Annotated in this window: 10 protein-coding genes and 2 tRNA genes; 8 read left to right on the top strand and 4 right to left on the bottom strand. The window is 45.9% G+C overall.

Translation table 11 applies throughout. The annotated features are described in order from the left end of the window. Positions 1-102: 102 nt before the first annotated feature. Positions 103-179: transfer RNA gene (locus G8768_RS17565), tRNA-Arg, on the top strand. A 552-nt stretch (positions 180-731) separates the two neighbouring features. After that, positions 732-4,775 (top strand): hypothetical protein, encoded by a 4,044-nt coding sequence (locus G8768_RS17560; RefSeq protein WP_166843645.1) that lies wholly within the window; start codon positions 732-734, stop codon positions 4,773-4,775. A 492-nt stretch (positions 4,776-5,267) separates the two neighbouring features. Here G8768_RS17560 and G8768_RS17555 read toward each other — a convergent pair whose 3' ends face one another. Together G8768_RS17555 and G8768_RS17550 are read right to left on the bottom strand one after the other, a co-directional pair. Then, the gene (locus tag G8768_RS17555; protein ID WP_166843646.1) at positions 5,268-7,535 is read right to left on the bottom strand and encodes a TonB-dependent receptor; all 2,268 of its coding nucleotides are present in this window, start codon (positions 7,533-7,535) and stop codon (positions 5,268-5,270) included. An 88-nt stretch (positions 7,536-7,623) separates the two neighbouring features. Then, positions 7,624-8,292 (bottom strand): TetR/AcrR family transcriptional regulator, encoded by a 669-nt coding sequence (locus G8768_RS17550; RefSeq protein ID WP_166843647.1) that lies wholly within the window; start codon positions 8,290-8,292, stop codon positions 7,624-7,626. Positions 8,293-8,521: 229 nt separating this feature from the next. Here G8768_RS17550 and G8768_RS17545 point away from each other — a divergent pair, with 229 nt between their 5' ends. From G8768_RS17545 to G8768_RS17530, 4 genes are all read left to right on the top strand, one after another. Continuing rightward, positions 8,522-9,676, top strand: coding sequence for a fumarylacetoacetate hydrolase family protein (locus G8768_RS17545; protein WP_166843648.1), 1,155 nt, complete (start codon positions 8,522-8,524; stop codon positions 9,674-9,676). Between the two features lie 436 nt (positions 9,677-10,112). Next, positions 10,113-11,282: a hypothetical protein gene (locus G8768_RS17540; RefSeq protein WP_166843649.1), complete on the top strand. Its 1,170-nt coding sequence runs from the start codon at positions 10,113-10,115 to the stop codon at positions 11,280-11,282. Between the two features lie 9 nt (positions 11,283-11,291). Beyond that, positions 11,292-11,717, top strand: coding sequence for a phosphate ABC transporter substrate-binding protein (locus tag G8768_RS17535; RefSeq protein WP_166843650.1), 426 nt, complete (start codon positions 11,292-11,294; stop codon positions 11,715-11,717). Positions 11,718-11,810: 93 nt separating this feature from the next. Further along, positions 11,811-13,430 carry a methyl-accepting chemotaxis protein gene (locus tag G8768_RS17530; RefSeq protein ID WP_166843651.1) on the top strand — a complete coding sequence of 540 codons (1,620 nt, stop codon included), beginning with the start codon at positions 11,811-11,813 and terminating at the stop codon, positions 13,428-13,430. 97 nt (positions 13,431-13,527) lie between these two features. Here the strand turns inward: G8768_RS17530 and G8768_RS17525 are convergent. Both G8768_RS17525 and G8768_RS17520 read right to left on the bottom strand, forming a co-directional pair. Next, a tRNA-Arg gene (locus tag G8768_RS17525) sits at positions 13,528-13,604 on the bottom strand. Between the two features lie 133 nt (positions 13,605-13,737). After that, complete coding sequence (locus G8768_RS17520) at positions 13,738-14,049, bottom strand: hypothetical protein (protein WP_166843652.1); 312 nt, start codon at positions 14,047-14,049, stop codon at positions 13,738-13,740. Between the two features lie 570 nt (positions 14,050-14,619). Between G8768_RS17520 and G8768_RS17515 the strand changes: the two genes are divergently transcribed. Together G8768_RS17515 and G8768_RS17510 are read left to right on the top strand one after the other, a co-directional pair. Continuing rightward, entirely contained in the window at positions 14,620-16,413 is a 1,794-nt protein-coding gene (locus tag G8768_RS17515) for an FAD-dependent oxidoreductase (protein ID WP_166843653.1), read from the top strand. Next, positions 16,410-18,257 carry a 2-oxoacid:acceptor oxidoreductase subunit alpha gene (locus G8768_RS17510; RefSeq protein ID WP_166843654.1) on the top strand — a complete coding sequence of 616 codons (1,848 nt, stop codon included), beginning with the start codon at positions 16,410-16,412 and terminating at the stop codon, positions 18,255-18,257. The genes G8768_RS17515 and G8768_RS17510 overlap by 4 nt, the downstream gene beginning before the upstream one ends. The last annotated feature ends 20 nt before the right edge of the window (positions 18,258-18,277 follow it).

Raw genomic sequence — 18,277 nt, 5'->3', positions numbered from 1 at the left:
GGTTCTGGAATCAGCTGCCGAAAAGACCCCCTTAAAATATGACAAATTTTTAAAAAACGGCTTGACTAGGCAAGGCCGCATCCCTATTATACGCGCCTCAACGCACTCGTAGCTCAGCTGGATAGAGTACTCGGCTACGAACCGAGCGGTCGAAGGTTCGAATCCTTCCGAGTGCGCCATATTCAAAAAGCCCCCGTAAGCTTAGCTTGCGGGGGCTTTTTCGTTGCGTGGTTTGTTTATTAATAGGTGAGATCCTCGTGGTTTAGCCAGTTGTTTCGAGGTGCTCGAATCTTGCTGGCTGTGCAGGTGTCCTATTCAACAATTCAAATTCACTGTTCAAAATTTCGCCCTTCTATACTGCAAGCATCTATCAAAGTGGTATCAAAGTCTTTTTTATATCAGGTTTTTACTTACAAGAATCAAAATCAAAGCGAACCTTTGCGACAAGGTTGTGATCCGGGTCAAATTTTTAGATCAAGCTATGCGAAATTTTTACCTAGATAACTGGACAATTATTGATCTTGTGGTAGCGTTTTCGGATTGAACAAGGAAGTAGCAGCCGAAAACTCGAAACAGAGTTGGTTGTCTGTAAGACCTGTAAAAGCAGTGGTCTATAGCAGTAACGGACTTCCATTTATTCCTATCCTTTTCCAATTATTCCGGCACCTATTTCCTTATTTTTATCTCCTTAGGAGATGATTCTTTGTGGCGCATAGCCAAAGGAGTGGGATATGCCTCATCGATCCAGTCGGTTAAAAGGGTTTGTGGTTATCTTTGCCAGTTGTTTTATGGCCATCTCTATATGCGCAATATTTTATTATTTTAAGATTCGGCAAAACGAAAATTATCAAAATCAGCTTCACTTTCGTGAATTAAGGGATATCAATACGGCCATAGATAACGGGCTTGGGCAGCTTAATAACTTAGCTGTGAGGAAGCATGTGAAGGAAGAGTTGGAGCGTCGAAAAGGCCTTAGAGCTGAGGGAACTGCTCTAAAAAGGTTGAAAATTGTGAAATCGATTGGTTTTAGGCAGAAAAAATTTATATTTGATCATGCATCTGGAAATTTAGAAATGGAAATGAATGGTGCATTATTGGCCGTTCCATTTTCTGATTTTACCGGGGACGAGAGCAAAAAGTTTCCCTTGGTGTTGCTAGTCAACGAAAGTGGGTTGCGGTTTATTTCCAAAGAGAATAGGAAGCTTGATTCTTCATTGGTTGGGAATAATTTTCAAAAACTTGACCAGATACTTGGAAAGATAGTTAAACTTCAAAACAATGGTAGGGCTTCTATTCCTAAAGGCGAAAACCCTACTGGCGCTATAAATTCAAAAGAAAAAATAAGTAAATTGGCTACACCAGGTTATTCAGAATATGTCGATGTGGAAATTTCTGGCATTGATTATCGGGTCTATGTATCCCCTTATATTAATAGTCGGGGGGTAAGTCTTCACGAGCGCAAACAAGTTGGAGATGTCGAGAAGGTTGAGCAGCTTTATTTGATTGGGTTTAGAGCGAAATCAGAGTTGACCTCTGCAAAGCTTAATGTATCAAAAAGTCTTGTTGCAGCGGCAGTACTATTTTTTGTGCTCCTACTGGCATTTGTACCGATATTGAAGATTAGGTTGGTTTCTGCTGGGCAGGCATTTTCAAGCTTTGATAGAAATATGGTGTCGGTCGGTGCCATCTCTGGGGTAGTAGTATTGAGTGTTAGTGGGTTTGACTATTTCGAATATAGCCGGCTTAAGGAGGTAGTGGATAAAAGGAGTAGAAGCATCTTCTTTCAGATGAGGAATCGGTTTAATGATGAGATTCGATTACTGGATGAATACGCCCAAATGCACTTTGATCATGATTATAGCGATGGAAATTGTAGTAATTTAGAAAGTATATCAAACTTTGATAGGAGTTTTTTAGATAAAGGTAATTCCTATTTGAAAGGAAACGGATACTTTTTAGAGAACCTATTTTATCTTTGCGGAGGTTCCTCATTGGAGGATAGTAGTAGGATTAAAGGTGTCGTATACTGGTCAACAAAAAAGCTGAATAGAGAAAAAAGTATTGAAAATAAAAAGCCGAAAAGTATTGATCTTAGTTCCAGGGAATATGCTAGACGAGCGCTTTTGGGGAACCTTTGGCCTGTAAAATTTCCATCTAAAGATAGTAAATGTCACCCTGGTTTATATATTCAGCGGCTTTTTAATTTGGGCGATGGAAGGCTGTCAACTCAGTTTTCCAGATCATGTAATAAAAAATATCGTGATAATATTAGTAAAGTTAAGCATTCCCAGTACAATGATGTTTTGTCGTATGGGACAAAGCTCCAGACATTTTTCAATGCGGTTCTTCCTGTGAACTTTGGGTTTGTGGTTTTTGAAAACGAAACTGGGATGGTTTTATATCATATCGACGATAAAAACCGAAGTTTACTAGAGAATGTTTATGTGGAAACTGATAACCATCCTCTAATCAAGGCTGTAAAAAATAGCAGCTACTTTCACAATCAACCAATTACATTTGATGCTATATATAGCGGGAAAATGCACCACTTTAGTTTGGGGGCTGTTCATCCTGATATTCCGTGGACTCTAGCGATATTCTATAGCAAGGATGAGCTTAGGACGGTAAATCTTATGTCCGTCCTTGTGGCACTTTTTTTGTCTTTAATGCTAATGTTGACGGTATACTTAATAAGCAGTGTCCTAGTTCCTAAGTCTTTAAGGCGAAGTCCATTTTGGCCGCCCTGCTCAATGCGAAATTCTAGCCCGCTTTATGATGAAATAGGACGCAGGATGGGAAGTGTAATATTTTTTCCCGGATTATTAAGAAATTACTTAAAGAGAGGAAGGCTTTCAGTGATTTTTGGGGCTGTACTATGGTCACTTTTTGGGATTTTATTTGTCGTTTTTGTTTCCATTTTAATATCCTATAAGGTTTTTGATTACTTTGAAAATCGTTATGGGCAAGTGTTAAATTCTGAACTTTCAAACTCAATTTATAATGCCAAAATGAGGCGTGAGAAATACAGAAGTTTAGTTATAGATAATGTTGGAGGTGAAGGGCCGTTTAGCTTTAATTTGGGCGACACTATTCCCTGTTACTTGGGCACAAAGAACCCGCCGGAAAACAAGTTTAAAGTTCAGACTTGTTCGCTTAATGATGAACAAGGTCGACTTTATCTGGATAGGGAAGCAAATGGGGTTGTTGACTATGAGAGTTCAATTGTAGAATTTTTTTTGAAATTTATCTATTTGGATCATGACATCGATGAGGCTTTAATAGTTACAGCAAAACTGGATAGTGTCCAAGGAGGTAAAGATAGGGACGATGATGAAAAAGTTGATGGTAGTTTAAACTTGCATGCTTTTGATGAAAACAAAAAAATTGAAGTGAAATATAAGCAGGTATCGGGAACTAGTACTTTATCGATTTTTTTATCCTTGATCGGGGGGGGAGCATTTTTAGTTGTTGTTTTTGTTGTTGTATATGGGTGGGTTTTTAAAAGATTCTTAGGTTTTAGCTTGTCGGAAGACTTTCGTTTGGGGCAAAGGAGTAGTGAGATCATCGACTATGTTAAGAGCGGGTATTTTAAAGAGAAAGGCCTTGCACAAGTTATTCGGCCAACGCTTTGTCTTAGGCGAGAGATTTGTCACCCCTGTGCCAATAGTGAGTTTTCGTCATTGCACCCGGTTCGTAGGGAAATTATAGACGTGGCTACATGGTTTGATGGAGATAAAGATAGTTTTCAGGCTGATATAGTGGTTAATAAGTTGTTTTCAGATGCCGATGTAAGTCTGCCTCTGTGTGTGCCAAGAATACTATACCTAGAAGGTTTTGAGGCGATAAGCGGTTTGCCAGATTGTAGGACTTTTGTTCTTGATGTGCTGGAACGCTTGATTTGTATGCCTAAATTAAGTGTGCTGGTATTTTGTGAGGTAGCCCCGCTTTACATGCTTACAAATCAAAGAGAATACCCGCAGTCTGATATTGAAAAAGTAGAGGCGCAACCTATTGAAGTTATTCGGTGGTCAAATATATTTCGTAAGTTCAACAAAATATATGATTGGAATATGAGTAGTAAGCTTATGCATGACCGACCCTCAAAAGCGGGAGATGTATTAATGCATGAAGCACTTGGTTGGCCTGAACTTTTAGAAACCTGTGAGAGATTCCTGAATTATCACGGCAGAGTAAAAAGCACTGATAGCCGAGATGCTAAGTTGATTCAAGCCATAAGTAGAGAAATAAGAAATCAGAAGTCTACAGGAGAGAAAGTGAAATTTTCGTGTTTTTTGTTTGAATTAGAAAAGTCGCTTTCTCGACATTGGTCTTTTGATCAAATAATTGAGTTTTTTTCTTCAAGCGTTGGCGCACTTTACCGTCACAAATGGAGTCTGTGTACAAAGTCTGAACGTTTGCTTTTATATCAGATGGCCCATAATTGTGAGCCTAATCCTTTAAATAGAGCTCCAATAGAGCATCTTGCTAGGAGAGGATACATATACCAAGATAGAGGGTGGCATTTGATAAATGAAAGCTTCCGTAGGTTCATTTTATCTGCGGAGCCTGATAAGGTCATGGCGGAGTGGATTGATGAGGCTAGCGACAACATATGGCGTTATTTTCGAATTCCTTTTTTTGCACTGCTAATTGCGTTGTTAGCAATCTTAGCGTATTCAGCAACAGATACTGTAGAGACTTCGGTGGGTATTTTAACTGGAATAATGGGATTGATTCCATTAGCTGTCAGAAACTTTGCGTACCTAAAGGAATAATTGCGCAAAGGATACTGTTTAGAGCGGAGAATCGTGCCTTGGCGGTGCAAAGGCACGATATAGATCCTTAGAATCTACAAGCTAAATCGAAGAGGCATTCCATTTCCAACGATCACTTGAGGGAATCCAGATTAGGCTCGCATTGAGTTGACTAATACGTTTACGTAGTCCATTTTGACCACCGTCAGTTTTATCCCAATTTCTCAGGTTGTTAAAAATATTGCGGTAGATGTTGTATCTTCTTTGGCTGGCGGGGCTTTTTCACTGTGCGCGTTACTCCCTGTGAAATGTAAGGCCTCTGTCAAAATTGAAGTTGGCCTAAATAAACTCTCGCATCTAAGAATGAATTCTCTTTCTTAAATTGATGGTTGTTGGAGTTCGTTGTTCCAGACCGGAGCATTAAAAAAACGTCCCTGTATCAAAAAGTAAACTTCCCTAAGGTAAAGCTGCAGGCTGTGAACTATCGAGGGGGCCCGCAAAAATCAAGCAATTTTAAATCCTGAAACTGAATGACATGCCTGCGGTTCTGGGTGCCCCGTACACCACTGGCCGCTGGCTTAAGAAAAACTGTGGCCCGACATTGACGACTTCTGCTTCGTCCAGCAGGTTTTTCACCCAGATATCGATTTCCCAACGATCACTCGATGAGATCCAGGCGAGGCGTGCATTGAGAAGATCAACACGCTCACGCAATCCATTGCGGCCGCCATCGCCTCTATCCCAATTTTCCGGGTCATCAAAAATATCACTGCGGGTGTTGTAGTCCACTCGGGCTAGAAGGGTGTCGCCTGAGCTCAGTTCGTATTCATAGAGTGCACTCAGGTTGAAGGTCCAGTCGGGTACGTTGGCGATTTTGTTGCCTCGGAGGTCGACATCATCTTTGACGTACTCTTTATATTCATGGTCGTACCAGGCGAGGCCTGAGACTAGGCTGATATTTTCTGTGAGCGCTATTTGTGTATCGAGTTCGACGCCTTTGATGTTAGCCTCGCCGGCGTTATCGATGATAGGGGCAGCGGCGCCGTCGGGAAATGCTTCAACCTGAATGTCGGTGTAATCCAAATTGAAGGCCGCCACATTCAGGCGAAGGCGATTGTCCCAGAGTTCGCTTTTGATTCCGAACTCCATATTCAGCACGTTTTCCTCATCAAATGGGGTCATGGCACTGCTGGCGGTTGTTGCTTCTCCATTAAAGCCGCCGCCTTTGTAACCGGTGGATACTTTGCTGTAAATCATGGCGTTAGAACTTAACTCATAGGATAAAGAGGCCGATGCAGTCGTTGCGTTCCACCGTTCCTTGGCGTTTACCGTGATGGGGCTGGGCTCATCCAGAAAAGCAAAGGACAGCGCTCCGTTAGAGCGGTGGTTCAGTGAAAATTCCTTTTCGTCGATCGAGTAACGGGCACCGAGTGACAGTGTGGTTCGCTCACTAAGATCAATTTTGAATTCGGCGAATAAGCCGAATCCTGAATTATCGGAAGATTGGTCGATGTAATCCTGAGTTTCCAGCGTGCCTCCGGCAATCGGTGCTGCTGCCAGAGTTCGGTCCTCGATGCGATGATGCTTGTCTTTCGAAAAATACAAACCGGTGAGCCAGTGAACAGCGTTATCCGACAGAGAATTATCGAGCCTGACCTCCTGTGAAAAGGTTTCCGCGTCGTCCAGGCTGGTCGAGAAAAACAAGTCGTCGGGTGTGCCAAAACCGTCGCGAATCATTTTGGCCTCAGCGTCACGATAGGTACTGATGCTGGTCAGGCTCAATGCCTCAAATTGTTTGCTGAACTGAATATTGAAACCTTGAATGGTTCTTGTCGTGCCGAAATCCAGATTTTGTGAGTTGCTGACGGTCCAGGGGTCAGGACTGACTTCGGTATAGCTGGTTCCTAACGGGCTGCTGTATGGGCTGTTGACATCAAAGTTTTTGCGAGGCGTTTGGCCGCCTTCCTCATCCATCCAGTGCGCGCGCAAATGTACTTCAAGATCCTCGTCGGATTGATAGAGTAGTTGGGCGCGCATGCCAGTACTTTGCCAGTGATCGAGGTCTTTGTTGGTGACAATGTCCGTGCTATAGCCATCACGTTCACTGTGACTGAGGCTGAAGCGGCCAGAGAGATTGCCTGCTAAAGGGCTGTTAATAAAGCCTTCAAATGTTCGGTTGTTGTAATTGCCCAATCCCAGTGTGAGTTCGGCCTCAAGTTCATCGTGCGGTCGCTTGGACAAAATATGAACCAGGCCCCCGGTGGCGTTTTTGCCATAGCTGATGCCTTGGGGGCCTCGCAGCACTTCAATTTGGGCAACATCAAAGTAAGCCGCTGAACGCATAAAATCACGGGCCAACACTTCACCATCCTGCATCACCAACACCGAGGATTCGCTGGCGGCGCCTTCACTGCCCGAACTCACACCGCGAATGCTGTATTGCTGTTCCAGTGGGCTGGAACTGAAAAACGTCGCGCCGGGTGTGAACGATAGAGTGTCGGTAACATTCTTGATCCCGGCTTGCTTAATAAAGTCTGCGGATAGGGCTGTAATCGAAATGGGGACACGTTGTGAGTTTTCTTCGATTTTTCGGGCCAGAACGACTACTTCTTCCAGTTCGATATTGTTTGACGATGCGGGCAGGGCATTGCTGGCTTCCAGCGTATTGGTGAGTAGGGTCGTGAACACGGCCAGATAAAGTGTTTTTCGCGATGGTCGTGCGAGCTTGGGCAGGTGGTTTGTTTGTTCTTGTTTTGCTACGGAGTGCGTTGTGGCGATCATAATCTCCTCTCTTTGTCGTTGTAGTGATCACGGGCGGCCACTATTTTTCGACAAAGAGAGTGAGACAAAAATCTCTCAAGAGGGGTGTTCAGTCGCTATTCGAAAACATGGATGTTATCGCAATATCCAGGCTTTTTAGCAATGTTGATGCATTGACACCCCAATGTGCCTTTAAAACAGTGCCCTTGTTTTCGGCAATGACGATAAATCCGTGAGCAGTTGCCCATAACGCCAGTGATGCCTGGGTCAGATTGTTAAAATTGTGTTTTACCGTTCCATCCGCGATTCCGGTGTTGATGGCTTCAGCGATCACCTGGGTTGAATCAACGGTTGGTGATTCCAATTGCTTCTGTATTTGTCCATCTTCTTTTCGAGCCAATGCTTCGAAATATCCGGGGTATTTTTTCTGAAAGCGCACATAAGCTCTGCCGATGGCGAGCAACTTATCAATGCCCAGCTTTTGTCGCTTAGCCGCGCTTACACACATTTCCGTCATGCTCGCCAGGGCTTTTCGTTCAATTTCAGCGTGCACGCCTTCCTTGTCACCAAAATAGAAGTTAACCAATGTTCGGCTCAGGCCTGCGCGCTTGGCGATAGCGCCCATTGAGGTTTTCTCATAGCCATTACTGTCGAATTCGATAATGGCCGCTTCGAGAATCTGCTGCTGGCGCAGGTCTTTTTCTTCATCACTCCGGCTTCGGGCGTTTTTACTTTTGCCGCGTTTATCCCTGGCAGCCTTGTCTGTCACAGTTTTCATGCTATCTACCTGAAGTTTTTAGTCGGTAGATGGTAGCAATTATTGACACCCTGTTAAACAGATTGCGGCTTGCTTATGGCCATTAAACTTGAGTTGCTGACACCCTGTCAATAAAAATTTAAATTTTTATTGACAGGGTGTCAGTATTTGTTGCCTGATAGTACCTGTTGACGGCCTGTCAACATGACTGAAAGTTCTATATTAAACGGCGAGTAGAAGGGTTACTTATATGTGTGTGTACAAAACAGTATTGCTGGTGTTGGTTTGTGTGTTCTCGTCCTGGGGGAGAGGTGATTCTCTGGGAGTATCGATTGTTCCGGCGGCTATCGCACCTCTGGAGATGGGATTGACCCTTGCCCAAACCCCGGGTGAAGGTAAGCCGCAGTTGGATACATTGCTGGTGTTGGAGGAGCGGGGTGGCAAGCTTTGGGCGGTCAATGTCAGTGAGCACTTTGATCTCAGGTTGGAGGACCCGCTGGATATGGTCGCCGAGATTGGCTTCACGACGCTTCAAAAATTCGCCGCCTCAGCACCCAGGCGAAGCTACGATTACTCGGATCTAAGAGTGTCTCGGGTGTTGGGGCGCAGGCATATTGCCGCGGGCACCAACTATAAGGCGCATCAGGAAGAAACGGATCTGCACAGTGGTTTCCTGTTCCCAAAGATTGCTTCACCTTCTTCATTTGATAGCCGCGTAAAAATATCATCCACCGTTCTGATGGATTATGAGGTGGAGTTATGTGTGCGTTTTCAGGCTCCGATTTTCAATGTCTGGAATTTTGAAGAAGCGATCAAAGGCTTTTTTCTGTGTGGGGATATGTCCGACCGGGCCGAGCTGCTGCGAAAGATCAATACAGATAACCCCGCTTCTGGGATTGGCTTCACGGATGCCAAGAGCGGCGATGATCGTTTCCCGGTGGGGCCATTTACGGTAGTACCTCTGGACTGGCGGCAGTTTGTCAATTCGGTCAGTCTGTATACTCAGGTTAATGGAGAACAACGCCAATTCAGTTCCGCGGACAAGATGGTGAAGAAGATTGATGAAATAGTGATTGATATCTTGAAAACGGGTAAAAATCCGAGTTGGGAATATCAGGATAAACCGCTCTCATTAATCAAGGGAGACTATATTGCCAGGGACAGCGCGATACTTACCGGTACCCCGGAAGGCGTTGTATACAACGGCATTAATACCTGGTCCAAGATTCTATGGGGAACCCAGTGGGTTCTGAGCTTAAGTTTCTTAGAGGGCAGTGTTGTACAGTATGTTATTGAGCAAACGATAGCGGAGGGGTTTGATTCTGGACGTTATCTGCAGGCTGGGGACCAGGTGCTTCTTGGTGGAACCTATCTCGGCAGAATCGTGTTGGAAGTTGTGGAGTAGAGTTTGCTGACCCACTGCAGATTACCCGCCCAAGCTCTTTGTTGAATCGTTAGCAAATCGCGGTGAAACATACGAATAAACCCTTAGCTGTTGGTGGTGTATAGGCGGCTAAGGTGGCGCTTTGTGTTTCATCCATTTGAGTGGAAACTCGATGTTCAAAACTCGCCATTTTAGCTTTGACCTGGCCGCTGATTTCGAAATACTCACGCTTCCCCAACTCGTTTCTCAGACAACAAACTTGCCTTTATGGAGCATTTTTTTGATGCGGGGGAGCTATTTTTTCGGGAGAAGAACGATTTTATTTTTTTGGTTATAGAAAGCCTCTTTTTGGTCGACACACAGTCCTGAGAGCAATCCTAAATCTGGAATACCTGTTTATTTTCTGATTTTCTGGGGTGTGAATGGGGGTTGCTGCAAAATGTGGATCGGAGAGAGTATGAACATTATTAAAAGCATGATGGTAGTTTCAAGCATCGGACTAGCAGGTTTGCTATCCACAGATGTGCAAGCGGAAGTCGGAAACATTCGTTGGAATGGATTTCTGTCCGTCGCCGGTGGAGTCGTGTTCGATGAGGATGAAAATTTTCGCGTGAACAATGGGACTTTCGCTGGCTATGATGACGATGTCAGTTTTAAACCGGATACATTGGTGGCGTTGCAGGCGGGTGTTGATTTAGCTGAGGGCCTATCAGTAACCGCACAGCTGGTTGGCAAGGGAAATGATGATTTCGATGCAAATTTTGAATGGGCCTATTTGAGTTATGAATTCAATGATCAGTGGAAAGTTAACTTCGGGAAGCTAAGAGTACCTTTCTACCTGTATTCAGACTACCTTGATGTCGCTTATGCGTACCACTGGTTAAGACCTCCCACAACGGTTTATAGCTCAACGCCGTTCGATACCTATGAAGGTGTGAGTGTTTTATACAATTCCCAGTTGGGTGATTGGGATAGCATGATGCAGCTTACCTACGGCAGCCACGATTCAGATCCCGCCGCAGGACGCCTCGAAATTTCAGATTTGGCGGGAATTTCGTGGGGGCTGGAATACGATTGGTTTTCCGTGAGAGTGGCGTATCTGCAAGCGGCAGTAGGTCTTAGTAATGACAGTTTGAATGCGATTGCGGGCGGCTTGAGTGCGGCAGGGCTAAGCAGTCAAGAAAATAAATTCAGTGTAACCGAGGACGACGATACCGGCACCTTCGCTACCATTGGCATGAAAGCCGAGTATGAGGAGTATGTGTTTGTCGGTGAGTTCACTACGGTGGATATTGAAGATTCGTTTTTCGCAAAATCTGATCAGTATTACGTGAGCGGCGCCAGGCGTTTTGATGACATCACCGTGCACCTGACTTATGAGGCGTCTGAAGCTGATGCTAAATCCGAAGTAATCAATGCCATTCCAAATGTACCAGCCTTAGCAGGACTAAGAGCCGGGGTGAGCACAGTCGTTAACGCTCAAAGATCTGATGTCGAAATCTCTACTATTGGTATGCGTTATGACTTTCATCCATCAGCAGCGCTAAAGCTTGAACTTTCTGATGTGCAGAGAAAATATAATGGCGATGCCACCTTATTTTCAGTTTCTGTAGATCTGATTTTTTAAGGGGGATTTATGAAATTTAGTAAATTGACAGTTAGCGTCGTGTTAAGTGTTTTTCTGACTTATGTTGAAACGAGTCAGGCCGGTGTCTCTGTAATTGTTAATCCAGCCAATTCCGAAGAGATTTCAGCCTCAGACATCAGTCGAATTTATCTGGGCAAGAAAAAGACTTATGGAAGTGGTGTGGCGATCAATGCTCTTCAGCTTGAGGAAGGGAATGCAGCAAGGTCTGCTTTTGTAAAGGGCGCTTTAAAGAAAAGCGAAAGACAGTATAAAGCCTACTGGGCCAAGTTGCTGTTTACAGGCAAGGGTAAGCCTCCGGAAGAGATGGATTCAGCGGCAATTAAAGCCGCAGTCGCGGCAAAGAAGGAAGCCATTGGGTTTATCGACAGTGCAGACGTCGATGGTACGGTTAAGGTCGTTTACGAACTTCCCTAGTTTGTTTAGCGCATGGATAGGGTGTCGCCATAAAATTACTGTTTGTGTTGATGCCTTTTTCCATCATTGGATTGTAAAAGTTGGAGTATGATTGTGAATTTCTTATCTGGAATGTCGATTCGCAACAAAATACTGATTATACCTGGGTTGGCGGTACTTGGGTTTTTAGTGATCGTGACCTATGTCGCCTCGGGTATTAACAACAATACACGTGATTTTAAGCAAATTGAAAGTGTTTACTTTCCAGTGCTTGAATTATCCAATGTCAATATTGTGAAGCTCGAAAGAATTAATGAAACATTGACGGCTGCTGCGACTACAGGCGATGAAGAATCCCTTTCTAATGTGCTTCTGATGAAAGAAGAGGTGGAGCAGAATCTGGCCGAAAACCTCAAGTTACAGTCTCAGCGTGATGTGGAAATCAGAGAACTGAAATCGGTTCTGAATACCTATTATTCCCTGTCGTATGATCTTACCAAGAGCATGGTTGATGGGAGTGCTGATTTCGCCAATATTGGTTCTATGGTCGAGCAGAAAAACGCTGCGTATGATGCAGCCTTGAAAGCGTTCAAAAAGTTTCGAGGAGACAGTTTAACCTTGTTCACATCGACGGTTGACGCTGCTTCAAGCAATGGCAGTGATTTGGTTAAGTTGAGTATCACTGTGGGTGTGATAACAGCCTTAATCTTGCTTTTGGCGGCTGTAAAAATTACTTATGTCGTGACGGGCAGTTTGGAACAAGTTAAAGAATCTCTGGTGAATATTGCACAAGGCGAAGGCGATCTTACCCAGAGAATCCGAAAAACAAGTAATGATGAAGTTGGAGAACTTGTTGAATGGTTTAATTTGTTTATTGAAAAACTGCACACCACGATAGGCAGTGTGGTGTCGACGATTTCACCATTAACCGACATGTCGAAGCAATTAAACAATGCTTCTACTGATTCGCTTCAAGTGGCTTCCCAACAAAAGAACTTATCGGAAGATATGATCAGCACAATATCGAATCTGCTGGGCGGAGTTGTCGATATTGCCGGTAATGCCACCTCGGCTTCCAAAGGGGCAGAAGTGGCCGATGACGAGACGAAAATGGGCATGCAGGTAGTTGGGGATGTCGTAGATTCGATCAATGAGTTGGCTGTCCAGGTAGATCGAGGCTCCGATGTCATCATAAAGCTGGAAACCGATGTAGAGAGTGTTGGCGGAATACTTGATGTCATCCGTGGTATCTCCGAACAGACCAATCTACTTGCATTGAATGCTGCGATTGAAGCTGCAAGGGCCGGTGAGCAAGGTCGAGGCTTTGCCGTGGTTGCGGATGAAGTTCGAACCCTGGCGTCCCGAACCCAGGATTCGACGTTGGAAATCAGTCAACTCATTGAGCGCTTGCAAGGCGCTTCGCAAGAAGCGGTTGCTGTTATGGGGGCAGGGAAAAGCCTCGCACAAAATAGCGTAAGCCAGGCTGAAAGAGCCGGTCAGGCACTATCGGGAATTGCCGAACAAGTTGGCTCTATCAGGATAATGAACAGTCAAATTGCAACCACTACAGAAGAACAAAAAATGCTGACCTCTGAAATCAGTGGCAGCATGGAGCAAATGCAGCAATCATCCGAAACCGTATCCCAGGGAAATGAGTTGGTATCGGAGTTAAGCAGTTCATTGGAAAAAACGGCGCTGCAATTACAAAGTATCGCCACTCAATTTAAGGTTTAGACGCCTGCCTATCTAGTGGGCTCTAAATGGGCCACGAAATGTAGGCCACGAACAAAAAAGCCCCCGCAAGCAAGCTTGTGGGGGCTTTTTATATGTATGGCGCACTCGGAAGGATTCGAACCTTCGACCGCTCGGTTCGTAGCCGAGTACTCTATCCAGCTGAGCTACGAGTGCGTGAGGGCGCGAATAATAGGTGGCGTGGCGTGTGGAGTCAAGGCTTTTTTGGCGATGTTGGCATTTTGTCCAGGGGCTTTGGGGCTTTCGCAATTCACCCAGTTAATTCATCGCCATTCCGTTGAAAAAATGTTCAGCAACAGTGCTGTGTTTCGCCTTCTGTATGGCTTTTGGATTTCAGCTCTCTCAGATAACGCGCGTGCAATTTACTGATATCCAGACCGTTGTATATCTTCAATTTTGCAATGTTAACCAGCAATTTCTCGACGTCATCCAGAGTCACGTCATCACCGGCAATATAGGCCACGTCGGTACCCAGATAATCATCTTCACTGAGGTGAGCGTCCAGATTATGTCGGGTGGCGAGTTCGCGAATGATGGTCTCGGCATCCTGATTGGGATGGTCCCACTGAATACCGGGTCGGTCTGAGGATGAGTTCGTCATTTAATACCTTTCGTAATACTGAACCAGTGAATGACAGGGCCACTTTAATCGTTGCGGGTGAACACGGACTGAAAATCGGGGAGGGCGATATTGGGTTGCCGTTTAGTTTCAGCCCGATGGGCTTGGGGAACCGCGCTATACCCCCTCCAGAAATAGAGGGGAATAACACGCTTCTTTGTGTATTTTTCAGGGGGATTAAATGCAGGGGGGGAGGGAGCTGTTGATTAAATGCACAAAATCATCCACTTGGTAGTGGATATCCACTATTTGGCGCATTTGACCTGTCAAAATTCCTTCACTTTCCTCTAGAATACGATGAAATTTAAGAAAAAAGCTCTGTCTGGCCCCAACTGGCTTTGGAAATATTCTTTACTTGTAAAGTAAAGTTGCGCTAGCATGCGCAAGCGAGAATAAGAAAGCCCTAATTCAAAGGGTTAGCACAAGAGCAAATAAGAAAGAATGAGAGGCAATTCAGCCGAAAACGGCTGGATAAATGCCCCATAAGCAATGCTCGCCACAAGCGGGCAGTAATGATGAACCTGCGCAAGCAGTAGCAATTGGAACCGTGTTGTGAAGCCTACAAAGACCGAGGACGGTCACCACTTTCATAAGGTGGTGGACTGTCAGTACGCCTGCCCGGCACATACCCCTGTGCCTGAATATATCCGTTTAATTGCCGCCGGACGCTATACCGACGCCTACATGATTAACTGGGAATCCAATGTGTTTCCCGGCGTGTTGGGTCGAACCTGTGACCGCCCCTGTGAACCGGCTTGCCGGCGAGGGCGCGTTGAGGATGAGCCGGTGGCCATCTGCCGTCTCAAGCGAGTCGCTGCTGATAATAAGCTCGATGACGATGTTGCCGCCCGAATGCCGGATATTCCCGAGCAAAAGAATGGCAAGAAAGTTGCGCTGATTGGTGGTGGCCCGGCGTCATTGACCGTTGCCCGGGATTTAATGCCTCTGGGCTATGAGGTGCATCTTTATGATGACCAGCCTCTGGGCGGTGGCTTTATGCGAAGCCAGATCCCGTCGTTTCGTTTGCCGGAAGATGTATTGAATCAGGAAGTGAATTACATCCTCGATATGGGTGTGATCACACAGTTCAGTACCTACGTCGACAGCCTGAAAAATATTCTCGATAAAGAATACGATGCGGTGTTTGTCGGCACCGGTGCACCACGCGGCCGCGATTTGAAGATCCCGGGACGCGAAGAGGGTGATGCCAACATTCATCTGGGTATCGAGTGGCTGGCCAATGTGGCTTTTGAACATACTGAGACTGTTGGTAAAAAAGTCATTGTGCTTGGCGGTGGTAATACGGCCATGGATTGCTGTCGTACGGCGCTGCGTATCGGTGCTGAACAGGTCAATGTGATTGTGCGCAGTCCAAAATCCGAGATGAAAGCGTCTCCGTGGGAAATTGAAGATGCGGAACGTGAAGGCGTGCCCATGTTGGAAAATCATGTGCCGCTGGAGTTCGTTATCGAAGAGGGCAAATTAGTTGGCATGCGTTTCGATCGTGTTGAAGCCAAATACGATGAGAACGGAAAACGCCGTTTGGTTTCGCTCGGTGAAGCGCCGGTCTTTGTCGAATGTGATGATGTGTGTATCGCAATTGGCCAGGATAACGCCTTCCCGTGGATCGAACGTGATCTGGGTATTGAGTTTGGTCAGTGGGATATGCCGGTTGTTAACGAAGAGAGTTTTCAATCAACTTTGCCAAAAGTATTCTTTGGTGGTGATGCTGCCTTTGGTCCGGCCAATGTTATTACAGCGGTTGCGCAGGGGCATCAGGCGGCGGTATCGATTGATCTTTTCCTGAATGGTAAATCGGTGTTGAGCGAACGTCCGCCGGCAAGAACCAATCTGGTGAGCCAGAAAATGGGCATCCACGAGTGGAGCTATGATAACGGCGTCGTTGAAGATGTTCGTTATGCGGTGCCCCATGCGGATGTGGCGACATCGATTCAAGATCGTTTGTTGGAAGTTGAGCTGGGTTACGATGAGCAATTGGCATTTGCGGAAGCCCAGCGTTGTTTGAACTGCGATGCTCAAACCGTGTTCACTGAAAGCAAATGTATCGAGTGTGATGCCTGTACGGACATCTGTCCGACCAACTGCATCAACTTTGTTGAGAATGATGACGACGAATCAGCTTTGCGTGCGAAGCTCATCGTACCTGCCAATAATCTTGCTCAGGATCTTCTGGTGTCTGATGGCCAGCTGCAAACTGGACGAGTGATGGTGAAGGATGAAAATGTCTGCCTGCACTGTGGGCTCTGTGCCGAGCGCTGCCCAACCGCAGCCTGGGATATGCAGAAGTTCAGCTATGAAATGGCCAAGGCAGGAGGTGAGGCATGAGCGCGGTAAAGAGCATTCAAGCGGTCAACGATTTTGTTATCAAGTTTGCCAACGTTAACGGAACTGGATCGGCAAGTGCCAACAACCTGTTTGCGAAATCCATTTTTAGAATGGGTATTCCTGTTAGCCCGAAAAATATTTTCCCTTCCAATATTCAGGGGTTACCGACCTGGTATGAGGTTCGGGTCAATGAAAAAGGTTATTTGGGTCGCCGGGGTGGCACGGATTTTATGGTATCGGTTAACCCCCAAAGTATGGCGAAGGACGTCAAAGATGTTCGTCCGGGTGGATACTTTCTTTATGACAGCACCAAGCCTTTGGATCTGCGTCTGCATCGGGACGATATTAACTTCATCGGTATTCCATTAATGCAGATTTGCATGGATGAATACAAGGATGCCCGCCAGCGCCAACTGTTCAAGAACATGATCTATGTGGGTGCCTTGGCGGCTTTGCTGGATATTGAATTTGATGTGCTGACCGGATTGATTGCCGATCAATTTAAAGGCAAGGAAAAACTGGTTGCGCCCAATGTGCATGCCCTGGAATTGGGCTTTCAATACGCGAAAGCCAATTTTGAATGCCCCTGTACGATCACCGTAAAGCGTTGTGACAATGTGGGTGATCGTATTTTGCTGGATGGCAATACCGCATGTGGACTGGGAGCTGTATACGCCGGTGCAACGGTTGCCGGCTGGTATCCGATTACGCCGTCGACGTCGGTTATTGAAGGCTTTGAAAAATACTGCAAGCGCATGCGCATCGATCCGGCCAGCGGCCAGAAAAACTATGCCATTGTGCAAGCAGAAGATGAGCTTGCAGCCATCGGTATGGTGATTGGTGCCAGTTGGAATGGCGCGCGTGCCTTTACCGCGACTTCAGGCCCTGGTGTCTCACTGATGAGTGAATTTTTGGGGTTGGCGTATTTTGCTGAAATCCCCACGGTGTTGATTGATGTGCAGCGTGCCGGCCCATCCACCGGCATGCCAACGCGTACTCAGCAATCGGATATTACCGCGGCGGCCTATGCCTCTCATGGTGATACCAAGCATGTTCTGCTGTTTCCTTCAACGCCAAAAGATTGCTTCGACATGACCGCCCAGGCGTTTGATCTGGCCGAACGATTGCAGACACCGGTGATTATGCTGACCGATCTGGATCTTGGAATGAACGACAATCTATCCGAGCCTTTGAGCTGGGATGATGCGCGTGAGTACGACCGTGGCAAGGTATTTAATGCCGAAGAGCTGGAATCCATGAGCGAGCGCTTTGGTCGTTATCTGGATGTGGATGGCGATGGCATTCCTTATCGTACCTATCCGGGCACCCACCCGAGCAAGGGGTCTTTCTTTACACGGGGTACCTCGCGTGACGAGTATGCGGTTTACACCGAAGACGGCAGTGAATACGTGAAAAATATGGAGCGCTTGCTGCATAAATGGGAGACGGCGAAATCTTACGTGCCGGCACCTGAAATTTTCCTGTGCGATGGCGGTAAAAAAGTGGGCTTGATTCACTTCGGGACCAGTAAAGATGCCACCTTGGAAGCCGTTGATAAGCTGGCCGAGCAGGGCATTGCTGCCGATAGCTGCCGTATTCGAGCGTTTCCGTTTAACCACGAGGTTGAACAGTTTATTGCCGATCATGAGTTGGTCTTCGTAATTGAACAAAATCGCGATGCCCAAATGCGTTCCTTGCTGGTCAACGAATGTGAAATTAACCCGAAATCCCTGATCAAGATTCTCCACTACGATGGCATGCCCATTACAGCGGACACCATTGTTCAGCGAGTTAAGGATGTGGCGCAGCACGATAATGTCACACCCATCAAACGAGCACAGTAGGGAATAATTAGGGGACATAC

The organism is Pseudoteredinibacter isoporae (assembly GCF_011602085.1).
Classification (GTDB): Bacteria; Pseudomonadota; Gammaproteobacteria; order Pseudomonadales; family Cellvibrionaceae; genus Pseudoteredinibacter; species Pseudoteredinibacter isoporae.
The sequence above is the reverse complement of the archived record's forward strand: the minus strand, read 5'-3'. Positions and strand labels throughout refer to the sequence as shown.

Bases quoted from the DNA above. Each gene is read 5' to 3' on its own strand.
- G8768_RS17560 (WP_166843645.1), top strand. From the start codon at position 732: ATGCCTCATCGATCCAGTCGGTTAAAAGGGTTTGTGGTTATCTTTGCC.
- G8768_RS17555 (WP_166843646.1), bottom strand. From the start codon at position 7,535: ATGATCGCCACAACGCACTCCGTAGCAAAACAAGAACAAACAAACCAC.
- G8768_RS17550 (WP_166843647.1), bottom strand. From the start codon at position 8,292: ATGAAAACTGTGACAGACAAGGCTGCCAGGGATAAACGCGGCAAAAGT.
- G8768_RS17545 (WP_166843648.1), top strand. From the start codon at position 8,522: ATGTGTGTGTACAAAACAGTATTGCTGGTGTTGGTTTGTGTGTTCTCG.
- G8768_RS17540 (WP_166843649.1), top strand. From the start codon at position 10,113: ATGAACATTATTAAAAGCATGATGGTAGTTTCAAGCATCGGACTAGCA.
- G8768_RS17535 (WP_166843650.1), top strand. From the start codon at position 11,292: ATGAAATTTAGTAAATTGACAGTTAGCGTCGTGTTAAGTGTTTTTCTG.
- G8768_RS17520 (WP_166843652.1), bottom strand. From the start codon at position 14,049: ATGACGAACTCATCCTCAGACCGACCCGGTATTCAGTGGGACCATCCC.
- G8768_RS17510 (WP_166843654.1), top strand. From the start codon at position 16,410: ATGAGCGCGGTAAAGAGCATTCAAGCGGTCAACGATTTTGTTATCAAG.